This is a genomic window from Streptomyces tailanensis (genome assembly GCF_008386495.1).
GTDB classification, from domain to species: Bacteria; Actinomycetota; Actinomycetes; order Streptomycetales; family Streptomycetaceae; genus Streptomyces; species Streptomyces tailanensis.
The window spans coordinates 1-18417 of the sequence record NZ_VTHJ01000014.1 but is presented as its reverse complement, the minus strand read 5'-3'; the positions used below and the strand labels follow the sequence as shown (position 1 = coordinate 18417).

The 18417-nt window shown below is 70.9% G+C and carries 13 protein-coding genes and 2 pseudogenes; 8 read left to right on the top strand and 7 right to left on the bottom strand.

Translation table 11 applies throughout. From position 1 onward, the window contains the following. Positions 1–125: 125 nt before the first annotated feature. Positions 126–1169: pseudogene (locus F3T56_RS13620) on the top strand (rod shape-determining protein); the annotation flags it as partial. A 227-nt stretch (positions 1170–1396) separates the two neighbouring features. After that, positions 1397–1885: a hypothetical protein gene (locus tag F3T56_RS13615; RefSeq protein WP_172638930.1), complete on the top strand. Its 489-nt coding sequence runs from the start codon at positions 1397–1399 to the stop codon at positions 1883–1885. Between the two features lie 12 nt (positions 1886–1897). Here F3T56_RS13615 and F3T56_RS13610 read toward each other — a convergent pair whose 3' ends face one another. Next, positions 1898–2812 carry a DUF4231 domain-containing protein gene (locus F3T56_RS13610; RefSeq protein ID WP_149825441.1) on the bottom strand — a complete coding sequence of 305 codons (915 nt, stop codon included), beginning with the start codon at positions 2810–2812 and terminating at the stop codon, positions 1898–1900. A gap of 269 nt (positions 2813–3081) precedes the next feature. Here F3T56_RS13610 and fxsA point away from each other — a divergent pair, with 269 nt between their 5' ends. The 5 genes from fxsA (at position 3082) to fxsT (ending at position 11653) form a co-directional block, all read left to right on the top strand. Next, the gene (gene fxsA / locus F3T56_RS13605) at positions 3082–3258 is read left to right on the top strand and encodes an FxSxx-COOH cyclophane-containing RiPP peptide (protein WP_149825440.1); all 177 of its coding nucleotides are present in this window, start codon (positions 3082–3084) and stop codon (positions 3256–3258) included. A gap of 97 nt (positions 3259–3355) precedes the next feature. After that, entirely contained in the window at positions 3356–5509 is a 2154-nt protein-coding gene (gene fxsBH, locus F3T56_RS13600) for a radical SAM/SPASM protein FxsBH, inactivated beta-hydroxylase extension form (protein WP_149825439.1), read from the top strand. Next, the gene (locus F3T56_RS13595) at positions 5502–6275 is read left to right on the top strand and encodes an AAC(3) family N-acetyltransferase (protein ID WP_149825438.1); all 774 of its coding nucleotides are present in this window, start codon (positions 5502–5504) and stop codon (positions 6273–6275) included. Before fxsBH ends, F3T56_RS13595 begins: the two co-directional genes overlap by 8 nt. A gap of 51 nt (positions 6276–6326) precedes the next feature. Further along, entirely contained in the window at positions 6327–7706 is a 1380-nt protein-coding gene (locus F3T56_RS13590; RefSeq protein ID WP_172638929.1) for a TIR-like protein FxsC, read from the top strand. Next, positions 7703–11653 (top strand): FxSxx-COOH system tetratricopeptide repeat protein, encoded by a 3951-nt coding sequence (fxsT, locus tag F3T56_RS13585; protein ID WP_149825436.1) that lies wholly within the window; start codon positions 7703–7705, stop codon positions 11651–11653. The genes F3T56_RS13590 and fxsT overlap by 4 nt, the downstream gene beginning before the upstream one ends. Before the next feature lie 226 nt (positions 11654–11879). Here the strand turns inward: fxsT and F3T56_RS13580 are convergent, their stop codons facing one another. After that, complete coding sequence (locus tag F3T56_RS13580; RefSeq protein ID WP_149825435.1) at positions 11880–12791, bottom strand: alpha/beta fold hydrolase; 912 nt, start codon at positions 12789–12791, stop codon at positions 11880–11882. Between the two features lie 267 nt (positions 12792–13058). Here F3T56_RS13580 and kstD point away from each other — a divergent pair, with 267 nt between their 5' ends. Continuing rightward, positions 13059–14855: a 3-oxosteroid 1-dehydrogenase gene (kstD, locus tag F3T56_RS13575; protein ID WP_149825434.1), complete on the top strand. Its 1797-nt coding sequence runs from the start codon at positions 13059–13061 to the stop codon at positions 14853–14855. Here kstD and F3T56_RS13570 read toward each other — a convergent pair. The 5 genes and pseudogenes from F3T56_RS13570 to F3T56_RS46960 form a co-directional block, all read right to left on the bottom strand. Beyond that, the gene (locus F3T56_RS13570; RefSeq protein ID WP_149825433.1) at positions 14852–15313 is read right to left on the bottom strand and encodes a GNAT family N-acetyltransferase; all 462 of its coding nucleotides are present in this window, start codon (positions 15311–15313) and stop codon (positions 14852–14854) included. The genes kstD and F3T56_RS13570 overlap by 4 nt on opposite strands. Then, positions 15310–16086, bottom strand: a complete 777-nt coding sequence (locus F3T56_RS13565; RefSeq protein ID WP_246203605.1) for a cyclase family protein — start codon at positions 16084–16086, stop codon at positions 15310–15312. Before F3T56_RS13565 ends, F3T56_RS13570 begins: the two co-directional genes overlap by 4 nt. 192 nt (positions 16087–16278) lie before the next feature. Further along, complete coding sequence (locus F3T56_RS13560; protein ID WP_149825432.1) at positions 16279–16926, bottom strand: TetR/AcrR family transcriptional regulator; 648 nt, start codon at positions 16924–16926, stop codon at positions 16279–16281. 181 nt (positions 16927–17107) lie between these two features. Beyond that, on the bottom strand, positions 17108–17743 hold the full coding sequence (locus F3T56_RS13555) for a LysE family translocator (RefSeq protein ID WP_172638928.1): 636 nt from the start codon (positions 17741–17743) through the stop codon (positions 17108–17110). Positions 17744–17955: 212 nt separating this feature from the next. Beyond that, positions 17956–18417, bottom strand: a pseudogene (locus tag F3T56_RS46960) (IS200/IS605 family accessory protein TnpB-related protein); the annotation flags it as partial.

Below are 18417 nucleotides of genomic sequence, written 5' to 3'. Positions count from 1 at the left end.
CAACAGGCACCCGCCCCACCCCGGGACACACGATGCAAGGGAACCAGGGAACCGGGGATCGCCGTCCGGCGGCCCGTACGGTCCATGTCTCGGAAGGATCCGCCCCCATGACCGCCATGACCGCCATGACCGACAGTCTGGAGCAGTTGCGCCGCTGCCATTTCGCCGTTGACCTGGGGGCGGCGCGGACCCGGGTGTATGTGAAGGGCGCGGGTCTGGTCGTGGACCAGCCGAGCGTCGCCGCCGTGAACACGCGGACGGGGGCGCTGATCGCGGTCGGGGAGTTCGCGGAGCGGATGATGGGCCGTACGCCCGACTACATCAGGGTCGTACGGCCCGTCTCCGGCGGCACGGTCGTCGACATCGAGATGGCCCAGCGGATGCTGCGCCAGCTGCTCGGCGACAAGGTCCGCCGCAACCTGCGCCGCAAGCCCGTGCTGCGTGCCGCCGCCTGCACCCCGCACGACGCGGACCCCCTCGCCCAGCGCGCCACGGTCGAGACGCTGGTGGGCCTCGGCGCCCGCCGCGTGGAACTGGTCGACACGCTCATCGCGGCGGCGGTCGGCTGTGGCCTGCCCGTGGAGCAGCCGGAGGCCACCATGATCATGGTCTGCGGTGCCGCCGCCACCCAGCTGGCCGTCCTCTCCCTCGGCTCGGTCGTCAACGCCGTACGCATCCCCGTCGGCGGCGAGGCCATCGACCACGCGATCGTGCAGCACCTGCGCCTGCGCCACGAACTGACCCTGCCCAGCCAGTCCGTACGGCCACTCCAGCTCGCCCTCTCCGGCAACGGCCTCACCCCTCACGGCCCCGAGTCGACGGAGATCCACGGCCTGGACGTGGCGACGGGGCTGGCCCGTTCCGTCCAGGTGGACACGGCCGCCGTACGCGACGCCATCCAGACCCCCCTCACGGCCGTCGTCGACGGCATCGGCAAGGTGCTCCGCGACTGCCCGCCCGACCTGGTGGCCGACCTCGCCGACCGGGGCATCATGATGGTCGGCGGCAGCGCCCTCCTCCCGGGCTTCGACCAGATGCTGCGACACGCCACCGGCATGCCGGTCCACATCGCCGAACGCCCCGACGTGTGCGCCGCCCTGGGCGTCGGCGCGATGCTGGAGGGCCGCATCGCACCGATCTCCCTCTACTCGTCGGACGACCGGGCCGACCCGATGGGCGACCGAGCCCATCCGCTGGACGACGGCAGCGACCCCTTCGGCGACCGAACCGATCCCTTCAGCGACCGAACCGATCCCTTCGGCGACCGAACCGACCCGCTGGACGACTGAGGTGAGCCACTGGGTCGGCCCCATGGCCGTTTGCCTCGTATCGGTACAACTCCGCCGCCGCTAGGGTGGGTTGATCGACGACCGCGGCCACGGAGGTGAGCGCACGGATGGCTGGGCCCGTGAGCCGGATCGGCATCACCGGACACCGCGACATCCCGGACGCCGCCCTGTCCGCCGTCCGCTCCGGCATCCGGACGGAGTTACAGGGCCGTCCGGGCACCCGGGCCCTGAGCAGCCTCGCGGCCGGCGCGGACCAGCTGTTCGCGGAGATCGCCCTGGACTGCGACATCCCGCTGACCGCCGTCATCCCCGGCATGGACTACGAGACCCATCTCGGCGACGACGAGGTGCGGGCGTCGTACCGCCGGCTCCTCAAGTGCTGCGCCGAGCGCGTGGAACTGCCGTACGAACGCACCCACGACGAGGCGTACTACGCGGCCGGCCGCTACATCGTCGACCACGCCGACCGCATGGTCGCCGTCTGGGACGGCGCCCCGGCCCGCGGCCTCGGCGGCACCGCCGACATCGTCGCCTACGCGCGCCGGACGGGCGTACCGGTGACGGTGCTGTGGAGCCCGGGAGTACGCCGCGCCTGACCCGGAAAAGGTTCAAGACCCGAACCGTACGAGCCAGTCCGTGTGCTGCGGCGAGACCAGCCGCTCCGCCTCCGCCACCGCGTCCGCCCACCCCTCCTCCTTGACGGTGGTACCCATGGCGATCCGGAGCGTGTCGAGGTCCTGTTCGACGAGGGAGTGGGCGTAGGTCAGCGGGCGGTGTCGGCGGACTTCCTGCCAGGCGACGCCGGCGGCGGCAGCGGCGCTGAGTACGCCGGTGGGGTCCAGGCGGCTGCCGATCGCCCCGACGGCCCTGAGGACGGCGGTGAGCAGGGCCAGCGAGGTCAGCAGGGTCGTCACGCCGGACCAGCGCACGGACGCCCGGTGGGCCTGCCCGGCCTTGCTGCCGTACCAGGTGAGTTGCTCCACGACCCGGTCGCGGAGGTAGATGTCGCGCCGGGCGGCGAACGGCTTGGCGCGCACCTGACGCATCCGCGCGGTGATCTGCCCGAGGCCCAGCTCGGCGGCGCTCTCCCGCGAGTCCTCCCAGCCCACCTTGCGCAGTTCGCTGAGGCGTTCCTCCAGCCGTTCGGCGAACAGGGCGTCGGGGTTGCGGAGACCGGAGTGAAAAGGGCCACCGTGGACCATGTACTGCCACGCCAGCGACTTGATCACCTCGGCGGCGGCCCGGTGCGCCTGCCAGTGCGCCCGGGCGCGGCGACGGGAGGCGTAGACGCCGATCACGATCGTCAGGGCGTAGAGCACGGCGGCGATCCCCGAGGGGATACGGCTGCCCACCCGCTCGGCGAGCGAGGCGGTCGCGGTGGCCAGCAGCAGGACGACCAGCTGCGTACGGACGACCCGGAAGGATTCACCTTGATGGGCCAGCGCCTTCTCGTCGCTGACGCGGAACAGCGGGGGCAGATCTCGGTCACTCACCGTAGTGCTGGGGCCGGGCGTGGCAGCCATGAAGACCTCGCACGGATGCAGGGAGTCAGCAGGACGTCAGCGGGACACGAACGGGACCTGAACGGGACGGTCATGCTCTCGTCAATCTTGAAAATGTGCCACCCCGCCACCTCCGGATACCGCATAGCAGGGCGCGCCGCCGCGTGATAGAAGGGTCGCGAAAGTATGTGGTCTGTCGTCCCCCCTCATGTCCGAGCCTCGACCAAAAGGATCTCGTCCAGCAAGGGACCGATGGCAGAGTCCCTTCAAGCGAAATGGAGCGACGAGAGATGAACCTTTCCATCAAGGCGACGCGTGGTTCGGACACCGCCCGGTCGGCCCACAAGAAGCTGGCCCCGCTCGCGGCGGTCGCCGCGGACGCGCCCCGTACCCGGCGGTCCACCGGACGGGTGACGGACGCGCGCGGGTCGCAGCTCGCCAGGGCCGGCTTCACGTCCAGCATCTGACGTAGGCCTCCGGGGCCCCAACCTCCTTGTCGATCAAGGAAGTTGGGCCCCGTCGTCATGTCCGCCCCGCGCGGTCCGAAGGCGTACACTGCCCGAAGTGAGCGACCCCGCGATCCAGCAACTCGTACTCAAGATCCACAGCCGATGCGATCTGGCGTGCGACCACTGCTATGTGTACGAGGCGGCCGACCAGACGTGGCGTTCACGGCCGACGGTGATCTCCGAGGAAACGCTCGACCAGGTCGCCCGTCGCCTCAGCGAGTATGTGGTGGCGAGAAAACTGGAATCCGTCACCGTCATTCTGCACGGCGGTGAACCGCTGCTCGTCGGCCCGGCCCGGCTGAGACGAATCTGCGCGGAACTCACCCGTGCCCTGTGCCCGGTCACCGCACTGGATCTGCGTATTCACACCAATGGTGTGCGGCTGAACAGAGATCACTTGCGGGTGTTCGACGAATTCGATGTGAAAGTCGGTATCTCCCTCGACGGTGACCGTGCCGCCAATGACCGTCACCGGCTCGACCGCCGGGGTCGCAGCAGTTACGACCGGGTGGTGCGGGCGATCGAGCTCCTCCGGCTCCCGGAGTACCGGCATCTCTATCAGGGGCTGTTGTGCACGGTGGATGTGGCGAACGACCCGGTGGCCGTGCATGACGCGCTGACCGCCCTGGATCCGCCCCGGATCGACTATCTGCTCCCGCACTCCACCTGGGACGCCCCTCCCCCCGGCCGTGAGCCGGGGGGCTCGGCGACGCCGTATGCCGACTGGCTGCTGAGGATCTTCGACCGGTGGGAGGAGCAGGGCCGCCTGATGCCGGTGCGGACCTTCGACTCGGTGCTGAGCACGCTGCGCGGCGGGCCGAGCCTCACCGAGGCGCTGGGGCTGGCGCCGTCCGATCTGGCGGTGATCGAGACCGACGGCACGTTCGAGCAGGCGGACTCGCTCAAGACGGCGTACGAGGGCGCCCCGGCCACCGGTTACGACGTCTTCCGGCACGGTTTCGCGGAGTTCGCCGAGCATCCGGGGGTCCGCGCCCGCCAGTCGGGCCTCGCCGGGATCAGCGAGACCTGCCGCCGCTGCCCGGTCGTGCAGTCCTGCGGCGGTGGTCTCTACGCCCACCGGTACAGCGCCGAGCGCGGCTTCGACAATCCTTCGGTGTTCTGCGCCGACCTGAAGGGCCTGGTGGAGGGCGTCGCCGAGCGGATCACCGAGCGTGCGCTGCACCCGGCCGTCGCCGACGCCGATGAACTACGGCTGGCGCAGCTTGAGTTGGACCGATCGCTGCTGGCCCGGGCGAACGCCGCGCTGGCGGGGAGACCCGAGTGGGACGCGGCCTGGCGGCTGCTCGTCCGGCTGGACTCCGACGAGAGTTCCGCCTCCCACCTCAACACGGTCCTCACCCACCCGTATCTACGGCCCGCGCTGCGCCGTTCCCTGGACGGCCCCGCCGACCTCCCCCGGCTGATGGCCACGGTCACGGCGGCCGGCGTACTGGCGGGGGCGGAGGCCACGCTCAGCTGGGACCAGCCGGGCCGGGACCTTCACCTCCCGGCCCTCGGGACGCTGCGGCTGTCGGCGCCCGGACGGGTCGAGTGCGCAATCACCGCGGACGGCCTCCGCGTGGGCGGCACCGGATCCGACGGCGGCGAACTCACCGCCGAATGGCGGCCGTTGGAGTCGGTCGAGCTCACCGACGGGCCACCACTGCTCCTCGACGACGCCGATCCCCACCGCGACTGCTACCCGGTGCCGGTCGCGGCCCCGCTGCCCCCGAGCGACCTGGCCCTCTTCGGCAAACGGCTGCGAGCGGCCCACGAAGCCCTGGACGACCGGCGGCCCGGCTGGCGCGAGGGCGTCAACGTGCCCCTCATCACCACCGTCACCCCCCTCGCCCCGGGCGGCGGACTGCGCCTCGGCTCGCACGCGTTCGGCGCCCTGGGCGTGGCGGTCGACTTCGAGCCCGAAGAGTTCGTACGCGAACTGCCCTTGCTGGGGCGCGAGTTCCGGCTCAGGGCGCTGGGCGAGGTCACGGACCTGGCTGTGCCGGGCAGCGCCGCCGGGCGGCTGCTGGACGAGGCGAGCGCATGGGTGGGGAGGGCGGTCGCGGACGAGGACGACGCCGTCGAATCGCTGCGACGGGCGCGGCATGCCCTGGACGCTCTCGCCCATCGCCCGGGCAGTGAACTGACGGAGAGCGGAGCCCACTTGGCCGACGAAATGCGTGAGGAGCTGGCGGTCCCGCATGGATGACATCACTCGACTCCCGGACGCACTGCGCGAGTTGGGGGTCCGGCCCGGCGGTGTCCTCATGGTGCACTCCTCGCTGGGCGGAACCGGGTGGAGCCCGGAGGAGGTACGGGACGCCGTGCTGGCCGCGCTCGGGCCCGACGGCACGCTCGTCGTGCCCGCCTTCACTCCGGAGAACTCCGACACCTCCCCCGCGTATCACCGCCATACCGAGGGGATGACCGAGCGGGAGAAGGCCGCGTTCCGGGCGTCGATGCCGCCGTTCGAGCCGGACGCCACGCCCTGCCCGGCCATGGGCGCGTTCGCCGAGTGTGTGCGGACCACCCCGGGCGCGGTCCGCAGCGCTCATCCGCAGACCTCGTTCGCCGGACTCGGCGCCCGGGCCGAGGAGTTGCTCTTCGGCCACGACCCGCACTGTCACCTCGGTGAGCGGTCCCCGATGGCCGCGCTGTACGCCGCCGATGCCCAGGTACTGCTGCTGCGGGTGGGTTTCGAGGTGTGCACCGCCTTCCATCTCGCCGAGTACCGGATGAACCCGCCGGCCCCGACCCGGACGTACCGCTGTGTGGTGAAGGACAAGGGCAACTGGATCGAGTACGAGGATCTCTCCCTCTACGACGGGGATTTCGGGGAGATCGGGGCGCGGTTACCGCATGACTTGTTCAAAGAAAGGGAGTTCGCGGGAAAACCGGCGTTTCTGTTCGGGATGCGCGATGCTGTCGACACGGCCCGGCACCTGATGTCCGGATATCGCGCTGAAATGACGTGAAACAAACCATGTGCCCGGGGGTTGATCGGGCACATTGTTGGTTCCGGCCGGATGGCGCCCAGGCGGGGTACGAGGCATCGACAGGGCGGGGGGCGTGTGAATACAGCTGCACGGGGGCGGGCTCCGGACAACCGTCCGTACTTCTTTCTCAGTTACGCGCACACTCCCCCTTCGGGACCGGACGGTGGCGACCCGGATCACTGGGTGCACACCCTGTTCAAGGATCTGTGCGCGGATGTGCTGGCTCTCACGGCGCATCCGAGGGGGACGCCGGTGGGGTTCCTGGACCGGGAGATGCGGTCCGGGGAAGGATGGCCGGACCGGCTGAGCGAGAATCTGGCGCACTGCCGGGTGTTCGTGCCGCTGTACTCGCCCCGGTATTTCTCCAGCGAACCCTGCGGACGCGAGTGGTTCACCTTCGCCGAGCGGATACGCGAGGCACGCGACGCCGGCCTCGGCGACATCCCGGCCATCGTCCCCGTGCTGTGGACGGGTGGCGTCGACCTGGAGAACGTGCCCGAATCCGTACGGCAGATCCAGGTGGACCGCACCAAGTTCGGGGAGCGCTACGCCTCGTACGGGATCTACGGGCTGATCAAGCTCAAGCGGCTGCGGGACGAGTACGAGGAAGCCGTGTTCGGTCTCGCGCAGCGGATCGTGCACGTCGCCGAGACGACTCCGCTGCCGTCGAGCCGGCCCCGCCCTTACGAGTCGACGCACAGCGCGTTCCGGCCGCACGGTGAGGGCCCGCGCCGGATCCATGTCACCGTGGTGGCGCCCAGCCGCGGTTCTGTGCCCGAGGGCCGGGACGCGAGCCCGTACGGCGAGGACGCCACGGAGTGGAACCCGTACCACAGCGAGTCGAGGCGCCCGCTGTCGACGCTGGCGGAGGAGCTGATCCGGTCCCTCGACTACCGGATCACGGTGTCGGACTTCGACGTCCCGGACCCCGGCGCCGAAGGTCTCACCACGGCCGGGACCGACGCCGACGCGGGCGGACAGCCGGCCGAGGGCCACCCCGGGATCCTGCTCCTTGACCGCTGGGCCCTGCTCGACAAGGAGCGACGGCACCGGCTCAAGACGTTCGACGCGGCCGCCCACCCCTGGGTCGGCGCGATCGTCCCCTGGAACCGCCTGGACCTGCAGTGCCGCGGTGAACAGGGCGAGCGGCTCAAGGAGGAGCTGGAGGACACCCTGCCGCTGATCCTGGAGCGGGGGCGCCGCGCCAAGTGCTGGGCCGCGGTCAACGGCGTACCCACCCTGAAGCAGTTCACCGAGGTCCTGCCGGTGGTCGTGGCCCAGGCGACCCGGCAGTACCTCCGCCACGCCAAGGCCCATCCGCCGCCGGGCCCCACCACACCCCGGCCCCGGCTCAGCCTCGCCCAGCCGACCGACCCCGATGCGCATCCCGACCACGGAGGAGAAGCATGACGGCCCGTCAGGACGGACGCATCATCACCTTCTATTCGTACAAAGGTGGTACGGGCCGCACGATGGCCCTGGCCAACGCGGCGTGGATCCTGGCCGCCAACGGCAAACGCGTCCTGGCCGTCGACTGGGACCTGGAGGCCCCGGGTCTGGACCGCTTCTACCAGCCGTTCCTGGACCTGAGCGTGCTGGCGTCCACCACCGGCGTCCTCGACATGATCACCGAGTACTGCTGGGCCGCGACCACCGGCGGCCCGCGCACCGGCCCCTGGCACAAGGACTTCGCCCGCGTCGAGCAGCACGCCGTGTCCCTCGGCCCCGAGCGGCTCGGGCTGTCGTTCCCCGAAGGCGGTTCGCTCGACTTCCTGTCCTCGGGGCGGCGCAACCGCGAGTACTCGGCGACCGTGTCGTCGTTCGAATGGGACAACTTCTACGAGCGGCTCGGCGGCGGCCAGTTCCTGGACGCCCTGCGCGAGGACATGAAGGCGTCGTACGACTACGTCCTCATCGACAGCCGCACCGGCCTGTCCGACAGCGCGGACATCTGCACCATCCAGATGCCCGACGTCCTCGTCGACTGCTTCACCCTCAGCGGCCAGTCGCTGGACGGGGCGGCCGCGGTGGCCCGCAGCGTCGACGGCGGCCATCACAAGCGGCGGATCCGGGTGCTGCCGGTGCTGATGCGCATCGACGAGGGCGAGAAACGGAAGGTCGACGCGGGACGGGCGCTGGCCCGGCTGCGGTTCGAGGGCCTGCCCCGGGGCCTCGACGGCGAGGAACTCGGCCCCGAGCAGCTGGACGCCTACTGGGGCGCGATGGAGATCCCGTACGTGCCGTTCTACGCGTACGAGGAGACGCTCGCGACGGTCGGCGACAAGAGCAACATCGCGAACTCCCTGCTGTCCGCGTTCGAACGGCTCACGAAGGTGATCTCCGACGGCGAGGTCACCTCGCTCCCGCCGGTGCCGGAGCCGGTGCGGCAGCGCTGTCTGGAGGCGTTCACCCGGCGCCAGCCGATGACGGACATCGTCGTGGTGTACGCGGCGGAGAACCGGATGTGGGCGGACTGGGTGGAGGCCATCCTCCGGCAGTCCGGCTGCAACGTCACGCTGCACGACGTGTCCGCCGGGCCGCCGGAGCGCCTGGACACGGTGACCCGTACGGTCCTGCTGCTGTCCCACGCCTTCCAGAAGTCCCGGCACGCCCAGGGAATCTGGCGCTCCCTCGCCGACACCGCGCTCGGCATGCAGCGCACCACCATGGTGCCGCTGCGCGTCGACGAGGTCAGGTTCCCCGACGCCTACCTCGAACACACGCCGGTCGACCTGCACCGGCTCGACGAGCCGAGTTGCGTCGCCGCCCTGCTCGGCGCGCTGAAACTGCCGGAGCGGCCCGACGACCTGGGCGTCGTGGAGCCCCGCTTCCCGGCCGGCGCGCCCACCGTGTGGAACATGCCGCAGCGCAACACCACCTTCACGGGCCGGGGGCGGATCCTCGACGAACTGCGCGAACAGCTGCGTGGCGGGGCGTCCGCGGTGGTGACCCAGCCGAAGACCCTCTTCGGCCTCGGCGGCGTCGGCAAGACACAGGTCGCCCTGGAGTACGTGCACCGGTTCATGGCCGACTACGACCTGGTGTGGTGGATCTCCGCCGAGCACGGCGACGGCGTCGCCTCCTCCCTCGCCGAACTCGGCGCCCGGATCGGCGCACCCGGCGGCGACGACATGACCCTGGTCAGCCAGGAGACCGTCCGCATGCTCTCCGAGGGCGTGCCGACCAATCGCTGGATCCTCGTCTTCGACAACGCCGACAACCCCGAGGCACTCACCCCGTTCTTCCCGCAGGGCGGCGGCGGGCACATCCTCGTCACCTCACGCAACCAGACCTGGGATCAGCGCGGCACCTCGCTGCCCGTCGACGTCTTCCCCCGCCAGGAGAGCGTCGAGCACCTCTCCCGGCGGGCCCCCGGCCTGAGCGCGGAGGAGGCCGACCGGGTGGCGGAGGCGGTGGGCGACCTGCCGCTGGCCGTGGAGCAGGCGGCGGCCTGGCTCGCCGAGACCGCCACACCCATCGAGGAGTATCTGCGGCAGCTGAACGAGCAGACCACCGGTGTGCTGGACCTCAACCAGGCCGCCGACTACCCGCAGACCGTGGCGGCGACCTGGAACATCTCCATCACCCGGCTGCGGGAACGCTCCCCCGCCTCGGTCCGGCTGCTCCAGCTGTGCGCCTTCATGGCCCCCGAGCCGATCTCCTCGCACCTGCTGTACAGCAAGGAGCTGCTCGACGAGCTGAAGAAGGTCGACCCCAGCCTCCAGGAGAGCCTGATGCTGGGCCGTGTCATCCGGGAGATCGGCCGCTTCGCCCTCGCCAAGGTCGACCAGGCCAGCACCAGCATCCAGGTGCACCGGCTGGTGCAGGCCGTGATCCGCTCCCGGCTCACGGAGGAGGAGCAGCGGCAGGCCCGGCATGTCGTCCACGCCATGCTCGTCGGCGCCCGGCCGCCCGGCGACGAGCCCATCGACGACGCCGAGACCTGGCCCCGGTTCGCGATCATCTGGCCGCATCTGGCCGCCTCCGAGCTGCGCGACTGCCACGAGGCCGAGCCCCGCCGGCTGCTCATCGACCGGGTCCGCTATCTGTGGAAGCGCGGCGACTTCCCCGGCGCCCGGAAACTCGCCGAGGACCTCCTGGCGTACTGGAAGGAGACCCTCGGCGAGGACGACATGCAGTACATGTACCTGCACGGTCAGCTCGCCAACGTGCTGCGCTCCCAGGGGCGTTTCGTGGAGGCCCGCGACATCGACGAGGCGGTGCGCGAGCGGCAGCTGAGGGTGCTGGGCCCCACCCATCCGCACACCTACGTCACCACCTCCAGCCTGGCCAGCGACCTCGCCGCCCTCGGCGAGTACACCAAGGCGGTGATGCTCGCCCGCGAGGCCCACCAGGGGTTCAGCCAGATCTTCCACGAGTCCAACAGCCGCACCCTCAACGCCGCGAACAACCTGGCGCTCGCGCTGCGCATGGTCGGCCACTACGACGAGGCCCACGATGTCGACCAGGACACCTACGCCCGCCGCCGCGAGGTCCTCGGCCCCGACCACCCCTACACCCTGATCTCCGCCCAGGGCCTCGGCCGCGACCTGCGCGAGGTCGGCCGCTACACCGACTCGGTGGCGGTGCTGTCGGAGGCGTACGAGACCCACAAGCGGATCCTCGGCAAGGACTTCCCGGGCACGCTCAGCTGCGCCAAGTCGCTCGCCGTGTCGCTGCGGCGGGCGGGCCAGTTCGTGGACGCGCACCGGCTGACCCGGGCAACGCTCACCCAGTACCGGACCCAGTACACCAGGGACAAGTACCCGGACCCGATCCCGGACTCCCTGGCCTGCGAGCTGAACCTGGCAGCCGACCTGTACGCCGCCGACGAGCCCGACCGGGCGCGGGAGACCGTCAGGAGCGTGCTGGAGCACTATGCGAAGGTGCCGGGCGAGGACCACCCGTACACCCAGGCCGCGCTCAACAACCTCGGCATCTACCTCTGGGCCTGCGGGGACGCCGACGATGCGGAGAAGACGTTCGCGAGGGTGACCAAACGCATGGCCATAGGGCTCGGCGACGAACACCCCCACACCCTCTTCGCCCGCGCCAACCACGCCAACGTACTGGCGGAGCAGGGCCACCCGGAGGAGGCCTGGGCGCTGGAGGAGCCGGCCCGCAACGTCCTCAAGGAAATCCTCGGCCCCCAGCACCCCGAGACCCTCGCCGTCATCAGCAACTCCGCGCTGACGCTGCGCTCGCTGGGCCGGGAGGAGGAGGCCCAACGCCTCCGCGAGGCCACGTTGGCCGACCTACGCCGCCTGAACCGCCAGTTGGGCGAGGGCAACGGCATCACCCGGCTGGTGGGGCAGCGCCGCCGGGTGTACCGGGATCTGGAGCCGCTGGCGGTGTGACGGGGCGCGTCGGGGCTCGGGGGGTGCGGGTTCGTGGGCGGGTGCGGATGGTGTTGTGGTTGCTCGCGCCCACGCGGCGGAGCCGCATATTCAATACAGCCCCGCGCCCCTAAAAGACACCGGGCGCGACCTCGTCTTTAAGGGGCGCGGGGCTGTGACACTGTGCGGCTCCGCCGCGTGGGCGCGACCAGCCACGACGCACCCGCAGACGAAGCATCGACCGCGCTCAGGCTGTTGAGGCGACGGACGGCTCCGTAGCGGTCAACAGCCAGCTCAACACGTCCGGCAGCGCCCGTATCGCGGCGAAGTGAGCGGCAGCGGGCTCGCAGACGTCGACGGCGCCGGGGATGCGGTCGGCGAGCCAGCAGGAGTGGGCGGACGGGGTGAAGACGTCCTTCCCGGCGTGCCAGAGCAGCACCGGCACCCTGATCTCCGTGGGGTCGAACCCCCAGGGGCCGGTCAGCGCGAGCGCGTCGTCGATCCAGCCGTACGGTGAAGTCCGCAGCGCCTCATGGTAGTTGCGCAGCAGCATCGACCGGATGCCGCTGTCCGAGACGATCACCCGGTCTTCGTCCGTGAGATCGCCGCGCAGCTCGTCCAGCAGCCGGGCGGGGTCGGAACGGATGGCGGCCGAGCGCGGGATCAGGTCGGCCACGAACCCCCGGGGATCGGTCAGCGCCGCCTGGAACTCACGGACGTTGTGGGGCGCCATCCCCGCGAACCAGTCGAGCCCCTCCGCGTCCTGCGGCGCGAGCGTCACCAGCGCGGCCGCCCGGGTCACCCGGTCCGGCAGCAGCGCGGCGCAGGCCAGCGCGTGCGGGGCCCCGCCGGACCGGCCCACCACCGCGAAACGGTCCAGGCCGAGCGCGTCCGCGACGGCTTCGACATCCTCCACGACGTCCACGACACGCCGCCCCGGCCGGCGGTCCGAACCCCCGTACCCGGGACGGTCGTAACTGATGAGCCGTGCGCCGCGGTGGTAGAGGAACATGGACCGCGGTCTGGGCCCGACCCTGCTGCCCGGCATCCCGTGCAACAGGAACACCGGCCGGCCGTCCGGATCCCCCGAGCACTCGACGCGCAACCGCCGCCCGTCGGGCGTCCGGACATGGTCCGGCACCCGCACGAGGTCATGCACAGCGCTTCCCCCTCCCTCGGTCCGCAGACCGGGACCACGCTGCCCGAACCCTGCCCAGCCGCCTACCCCGCGAAACGAATATGCAGGTCAAATGGGATGGAAACAAAGGAATTTGATGTAGCGTCAGTTTGCTCTTGACTTCATCACGCCTTCACGTCAGATTCGAGACTCCGCACCACATCCGGGACGCAAGTAGTCAAACGTCTCCCGGGGAACAGCACGGAACAGCACGGCCACCCATCCCTTCGCCAGGCTGGAGCGACCTGCATGTCCAAGAGCGCGGATCCTGACAGACGTACGACCGCACCGGAGGGGCCTTCGCGGCGCCGGGTGCTCGGTACCGCCGCGGGGGCGGGTGCCGTACTCGCGGCCGGTGGGCTCACGGGCACGGCCGAGGCCGCCGCCCCGCCCCTGCTCGGCACCTACGACGTCGTCGTGATCGGCTCCGGAGCCGCCGGGATGACCGCCGCGCTGACCGCCGCCAAGCGGGGCCTGAGCTGTGTGGTCGTGGAGAAGGCGCCGACCTTCGGAGGGTCGTCGGCACGGTCGGGGGCCGGGATCTGGCTGCCGAACAACAGTGTCATCAAGGCCGCCGGTGTGCCGGACACCCCCGCCAAGGCGGCCCAGTACCTCGCGGCCGTGGTCGGTGACGACGTGCCCGCCGACCGGCAGCAGGCCTTCCTGGACCACGGGCCCGCCATGCTCTCCTTCGTCATGGCGAACAGCCCGCTCCGGTTCCGCTGGATGGAGGGATACAGCGACTACTACCCGGAGCTGCCGGGCGGGCTGCCGAACGGCCGCTCCATCGAACCCGACCAACTCGACGGGAACATCCTGGGCGACGAACTGGCCCGGCTGAACCCGCCGTATCTGTCCACTCCGGCCGGCATGGTCGTCTTCGGCGCCGACTACAAGTGGCTCGCCCTGACCGCCGTGAGCGCGAAAGGGCTCGCCGTCGCCACCGAGTGCCTCGCGCGGGGTACGAAGGCCGCGCTGCTCGGGCAGAAGCCGCTCACCATGGGGCAGGCCCTGGCGGGCGGACTGCGCGCCGGGCTCCTCGCCGCCGACGTACCGGTGTGGCTCAACACCCCTTTGACGGAACTGTACGTGGAGGGCGGGACGGTGGCCGGGGCGGTCGTCACCCGCGACGGCGCCCCCGGTCTCGTACGCGCCCGGCGCGGCGTCATCGTCGGCTCCGGCGGCTTCGAGCACAACGCGGCCATGCGCGCGCGGTACCAGGAACAGCCGATCGGGACCGAGTGGACCGTCGGCGCGAAGGAGAACACCGGGGACGGCATACGGGCCGGACAACAGCTGGGCGCGGCGACGGACCTGATGGACGACGCCTGGTGGGGGCCGGCCATCCCCACCCCCGGCCAGCCGTGGTTCTGCCTCGCCGAACGCACCCTCCCCGGTGGCCTGTTGGTCAACGCGGCGGGCGCGCGCTTCGTCAACGAGGCGGGGCCGTACAGCGATGTCGTCCACACCATGTATGAGCGCGACACTCCGTCCGCCGCGCACATTCCGGCCTGGCTGATCGTCGACCAGAACTACCGCAACCGGTACCTCTTCAAGGACATCGCGCCGACGTTCCCGTTCCCCGACGAGTGGTACGACGCCGGGGCCGCCCACAAGGCGTGGACACTGGACGCGCTCGCCACCGCGATCGGCGTACCGGCGGCCGCCCTGCGCTCCACCGTCGACCGCTTCAACTCCCTTGCCCGGCAGGGCGAGGACACCGACTTCGGGCGCGGCGACAGCGCGTACGACCACTACTACACGGACCCCTCCGTGCAGCCCAACTCCTGTCTGGCACCCCTGTGGCTGCCGCCCTACTACGCCCTCCGCATCGTCCCGGGCGACCTCGGCACCAAGGGCGGCCTCCTCACCGACGCCCGCGCCCGCGTCCTGCGCCCCGACGGCTCGGTCATCCCCGGCCTGTACGCGGCGGGCAACGCCGGCGCCGCTGTGATGGGCCGCAGTTACGCGGGGGCCGGGTCGACGATCGGGCCCGCGATGACCTTCGGGTACGTGGCGGCGCTGGACATCGCGGACAACCTCTAGATGTGCTGTTCGGAGAGCCTGAGGTCGATCCACGGGATCGTGTCGCCGTCCAGCAGATAGCGCTCGATCTCCACGAAGCCGTGCTTCAGCGCGAACCGCAGGCCGTCCTCGTTCGACGACAGCACGCAGGTCTCGACGGTCCGCGCACCCCACTCCCGCGCCCGCCGCAGCGCCCGCGCGTACAGCTGCTCGCCGAGCCCCCGCCCCCGGTGCTCGGCGAGCACCCGGGCGATGACCGTGGCCGTGGCCGTGTCCCCCTCGGGCGGGCGGACCGTCGAATTGCCGACGAGGACGCCGTCGACGTACGCGAGTTCCAGGTGGTTGCGTACGGCGCGCTCGCGGACGTCGTCGAGGGTCAGGAGGTGCGCAGGGATGATCGTGTTGTGCACGTACCGCCACGCTTCGAGTTCGGCGTCGCCGGCGGTGCCGTCCAGGTGCTTGATGTCGAGGTCGGTCACGACGTCAGCTCGTCGCTCGTATCGCCCTCGTCGCTCTCGTCGCTCTCGTCGCTCTCGTCGTCGAGGAGCGCGTACGCCCGTACCGGGAATGTGCCCATGCCCTCGACCGCCGGGGGCGCGGCGTGGAAACGGAAGCCCTGTGGGGGTAGTTGCTCCAGCCCTCGCAGGTGTTCCACGACGGGGATGCCGGCCGCGAGGAGGCCGGTGTGGGCGGGGCGGGTGCCGTCGTCGGTGTCGTCGATGTTGAGGGAGTCGATGCCGACGAGGGCCGCGCCCTGCTCGACGAGCCAGGCCACGGCGTCGGCGGTGAGATAGGGGTGGCCGTGGCCGTACCGCTCGGTGCCGAAGTGCCGGTCCCAGCCGGTGTGGATCAGTACGGCCCGGCCGGTGACGTCGTACGGCAGCAGCGCCGCCCGGTCCACGGCCCGGCCGTCGGCGTCCTGGACGCGTACGACGATGCCGTCGAGGTCTGTGAGCCGGTCGATGGGCAGCCCGGCGAGGTCGTGTCCGCCGCTGAAACGGTGGAAGGGGCTGTCGAGGTAGGTGCCGGTGTTGGAGACCATCGAGATCCGGCCGATGGCGAACTCGGTGCCGGGCGCGTAGATCCCCCGCGACGCCTCCCGGGTGAGGTGCTCGCCGATCTCGGGGCCGGGCAGCCCCGGGTAGGTGATCAAGCCGTGCCGGATGGTGTGGCTGAGGTCGACGACCCACCGCCCGCCTCTGCCCTGCGGGGCCTTCCGGGGTCCGACGGTCGTACCGTGCATCTCGTTCATGCCCCCGATCCTTCATGCGGTTTCACTTCACCACAAGCAAGATTCAGTGAAGCGGCACTACAGTGCGGCGGCGGGGCGGTTGCCGGCCCGCGCGTGCCGACCAGGAACTCGCCGAGGCGCACCGCTAACTGGCCGAGCTCATCGGCCGGTTGAACGGCCCGGTGACGATCGCCGCGTTCTCCTCGGCGCGGCTCACGCGTCGGTCGTGGTCTCCGAGGCCATCTCCGACAGGGCCTCCTCGACCACGGCGCTCGCGCGCTGCTCGGGCACTCCGGCGGCGATGAGCGTGGTGGTGGCGATCCGGCGTCCGGCGTCCTCCAGCTCTCCGGTGTCGACCGTCTCCAGCAGGGCGACGTGCATCGCCTCCAGACCGGCGCTGAGCACGGCCGGCGGCAGATGCGTGTGGAAGATGCCGTCGCGCTGCCCGCGCTCCAGGATGGCGGTGACCTCGTCGCGGGCCGGCGCCAAGGTCTCGGCGACGCGCTCGGCGCCCAGGTCCCGACGGGCCAGCGACAGGAGCATGCGGTAGCGGTCGCCGACGGGCCAGAGCGAGAACACGAAGTGTGCGAGTGCCAGCTCGGCCGACTCCGTCGCCTTCGCCCCGAGCACCACCGTGTTCCGGATGATCTCGGCGGCCTCGTCGGCGAGTGCCTCCAGCAGCGCCGCCCGCCCCGGGAAGTGCCCGAAGAGGGTGCGCCGCACGACACCGGCGGCCCGCGCGAGCTCCTCCAAAGTGACGTCGGGGTTGCGCCCCAGCTCCTCGCGGGCCGTGGCCAGGATGCGCGCCCGGTTGGACCGCGAATTGCGGCGCAGCGGCTCGCGGGCCACGGGCTTGGTCACGGAGCAACCTCGAAGGGTCGGCGGGAGTCAGTGGGCCCATTTTCGCACGGCGGGCCCGGCGTGACGGGAGTCGTGACGGGAGTCGGGCATCACTCGCCCCGGCCCGGGCCACGGCCCCGAGGTGCTCCTCTACCGCTTCGCGGCTCATTCCCGTTCCCGCCCACTGAACGTCAGACCGCGCTCATTCCCGCCCGCTGAACGCCAGCCGGACCCCCAGTCCGACCATCACGACACCCGACGCCCCGCCGATCCACGACAGCCGGCGTGGGGACCTGGCGAGCCAGTTGCGGGCGGTTCCGGCGAGGAGGCCCCAGGTCGCGTCGGAGATCAGGGCGATCAGGACACAGATCGTGCCCAGCAGCAACAGCTGGACCTGCGCGTTGCCCGCCGAAGGATCGACGAACTGCGGCAACACCGCACCGAAGATCAGCAGCCCCTTGGGATTGCTCACCCCGACGATGAAGCCCTCCCGGAAGACCCGCCCCGGACGTCCCGCCTCCGACGCGGTCTGCTCCTGCACCATCAGCAGCTTGCGGTGCCGCCAGGCCTGAACACCCAGGTAGACGAGATAGAGGGCACCGGCGAACTTCAGGATGGAGAACACCAGGTAGGAGCGGGCGAGCACCTCCCCGAGCCCCAGCGCCACGAGGACCACCTGAACGAGGAGCCCCGCCTCGTTGCCCACCGCCGTGGACACGGCGGCCCGCCGGCCAAGGGCCACCCCCCGGCTCACGACGAACAGGACACTCGGCCCGGGCACAGCGATCAGCACGGTCACAACGGTCAGGAAGACAGCGAGACGCTCTGATCCGATCACCTCCACAGTCTACGCACGATGCCCTCAACACCGTTCCTAAAGACTGAGCGGGAGTGAGTCCTGTTGCCAGAACTCGTGCTCAGCCGAACGCCCCGAACGGTGTTGGGCGTTCTGGTCGACCGCTTTCGCTCCGCATCCGGCGCGCACGGATCGTGTCCGTGGTCCGGGGATGCGGGGGCGGGTTCCCTCACGCCCCGGAGCCACCGGTGCGGCCTGGACGGTCCAAGGTGGTGGCGGGTGCTCAGCAGCCGCTTCCCACCCCGCACCACACGCACCACACGCACCACACGCACCACCCCGGTCTCCCGGTCGGACCGCACCGCCTGAAGCCGGTCTTCGAGCACGTGCAGACGGCGGGACTTGGCAAACCACTCCCGCTTGCTGTGGTAACCGCCCGGAGCGTTCTTGCCGCCCTTCTGCCCGACCGGCACAGACAGCCGGTGCGCGACGGTCCGCACGCCCGCCTCCAGGCTCTGGACGTGCGCGAGCTGACCACGCCGGGCCAGCGCCCACTGATCATGGGTGGCCTTCGTGACCGACCCCGCCCAGCGCGAGGACGACTCGGCCGTAAGGACCCGCTTGCGTTCCGCCCACGCCTCGGCATCGTGCTCCAGCCCAGCCGCGCACCGCGCCTTCAGATCCCGCGAGGCCAGCGAACCCAGATGGTCACCGAC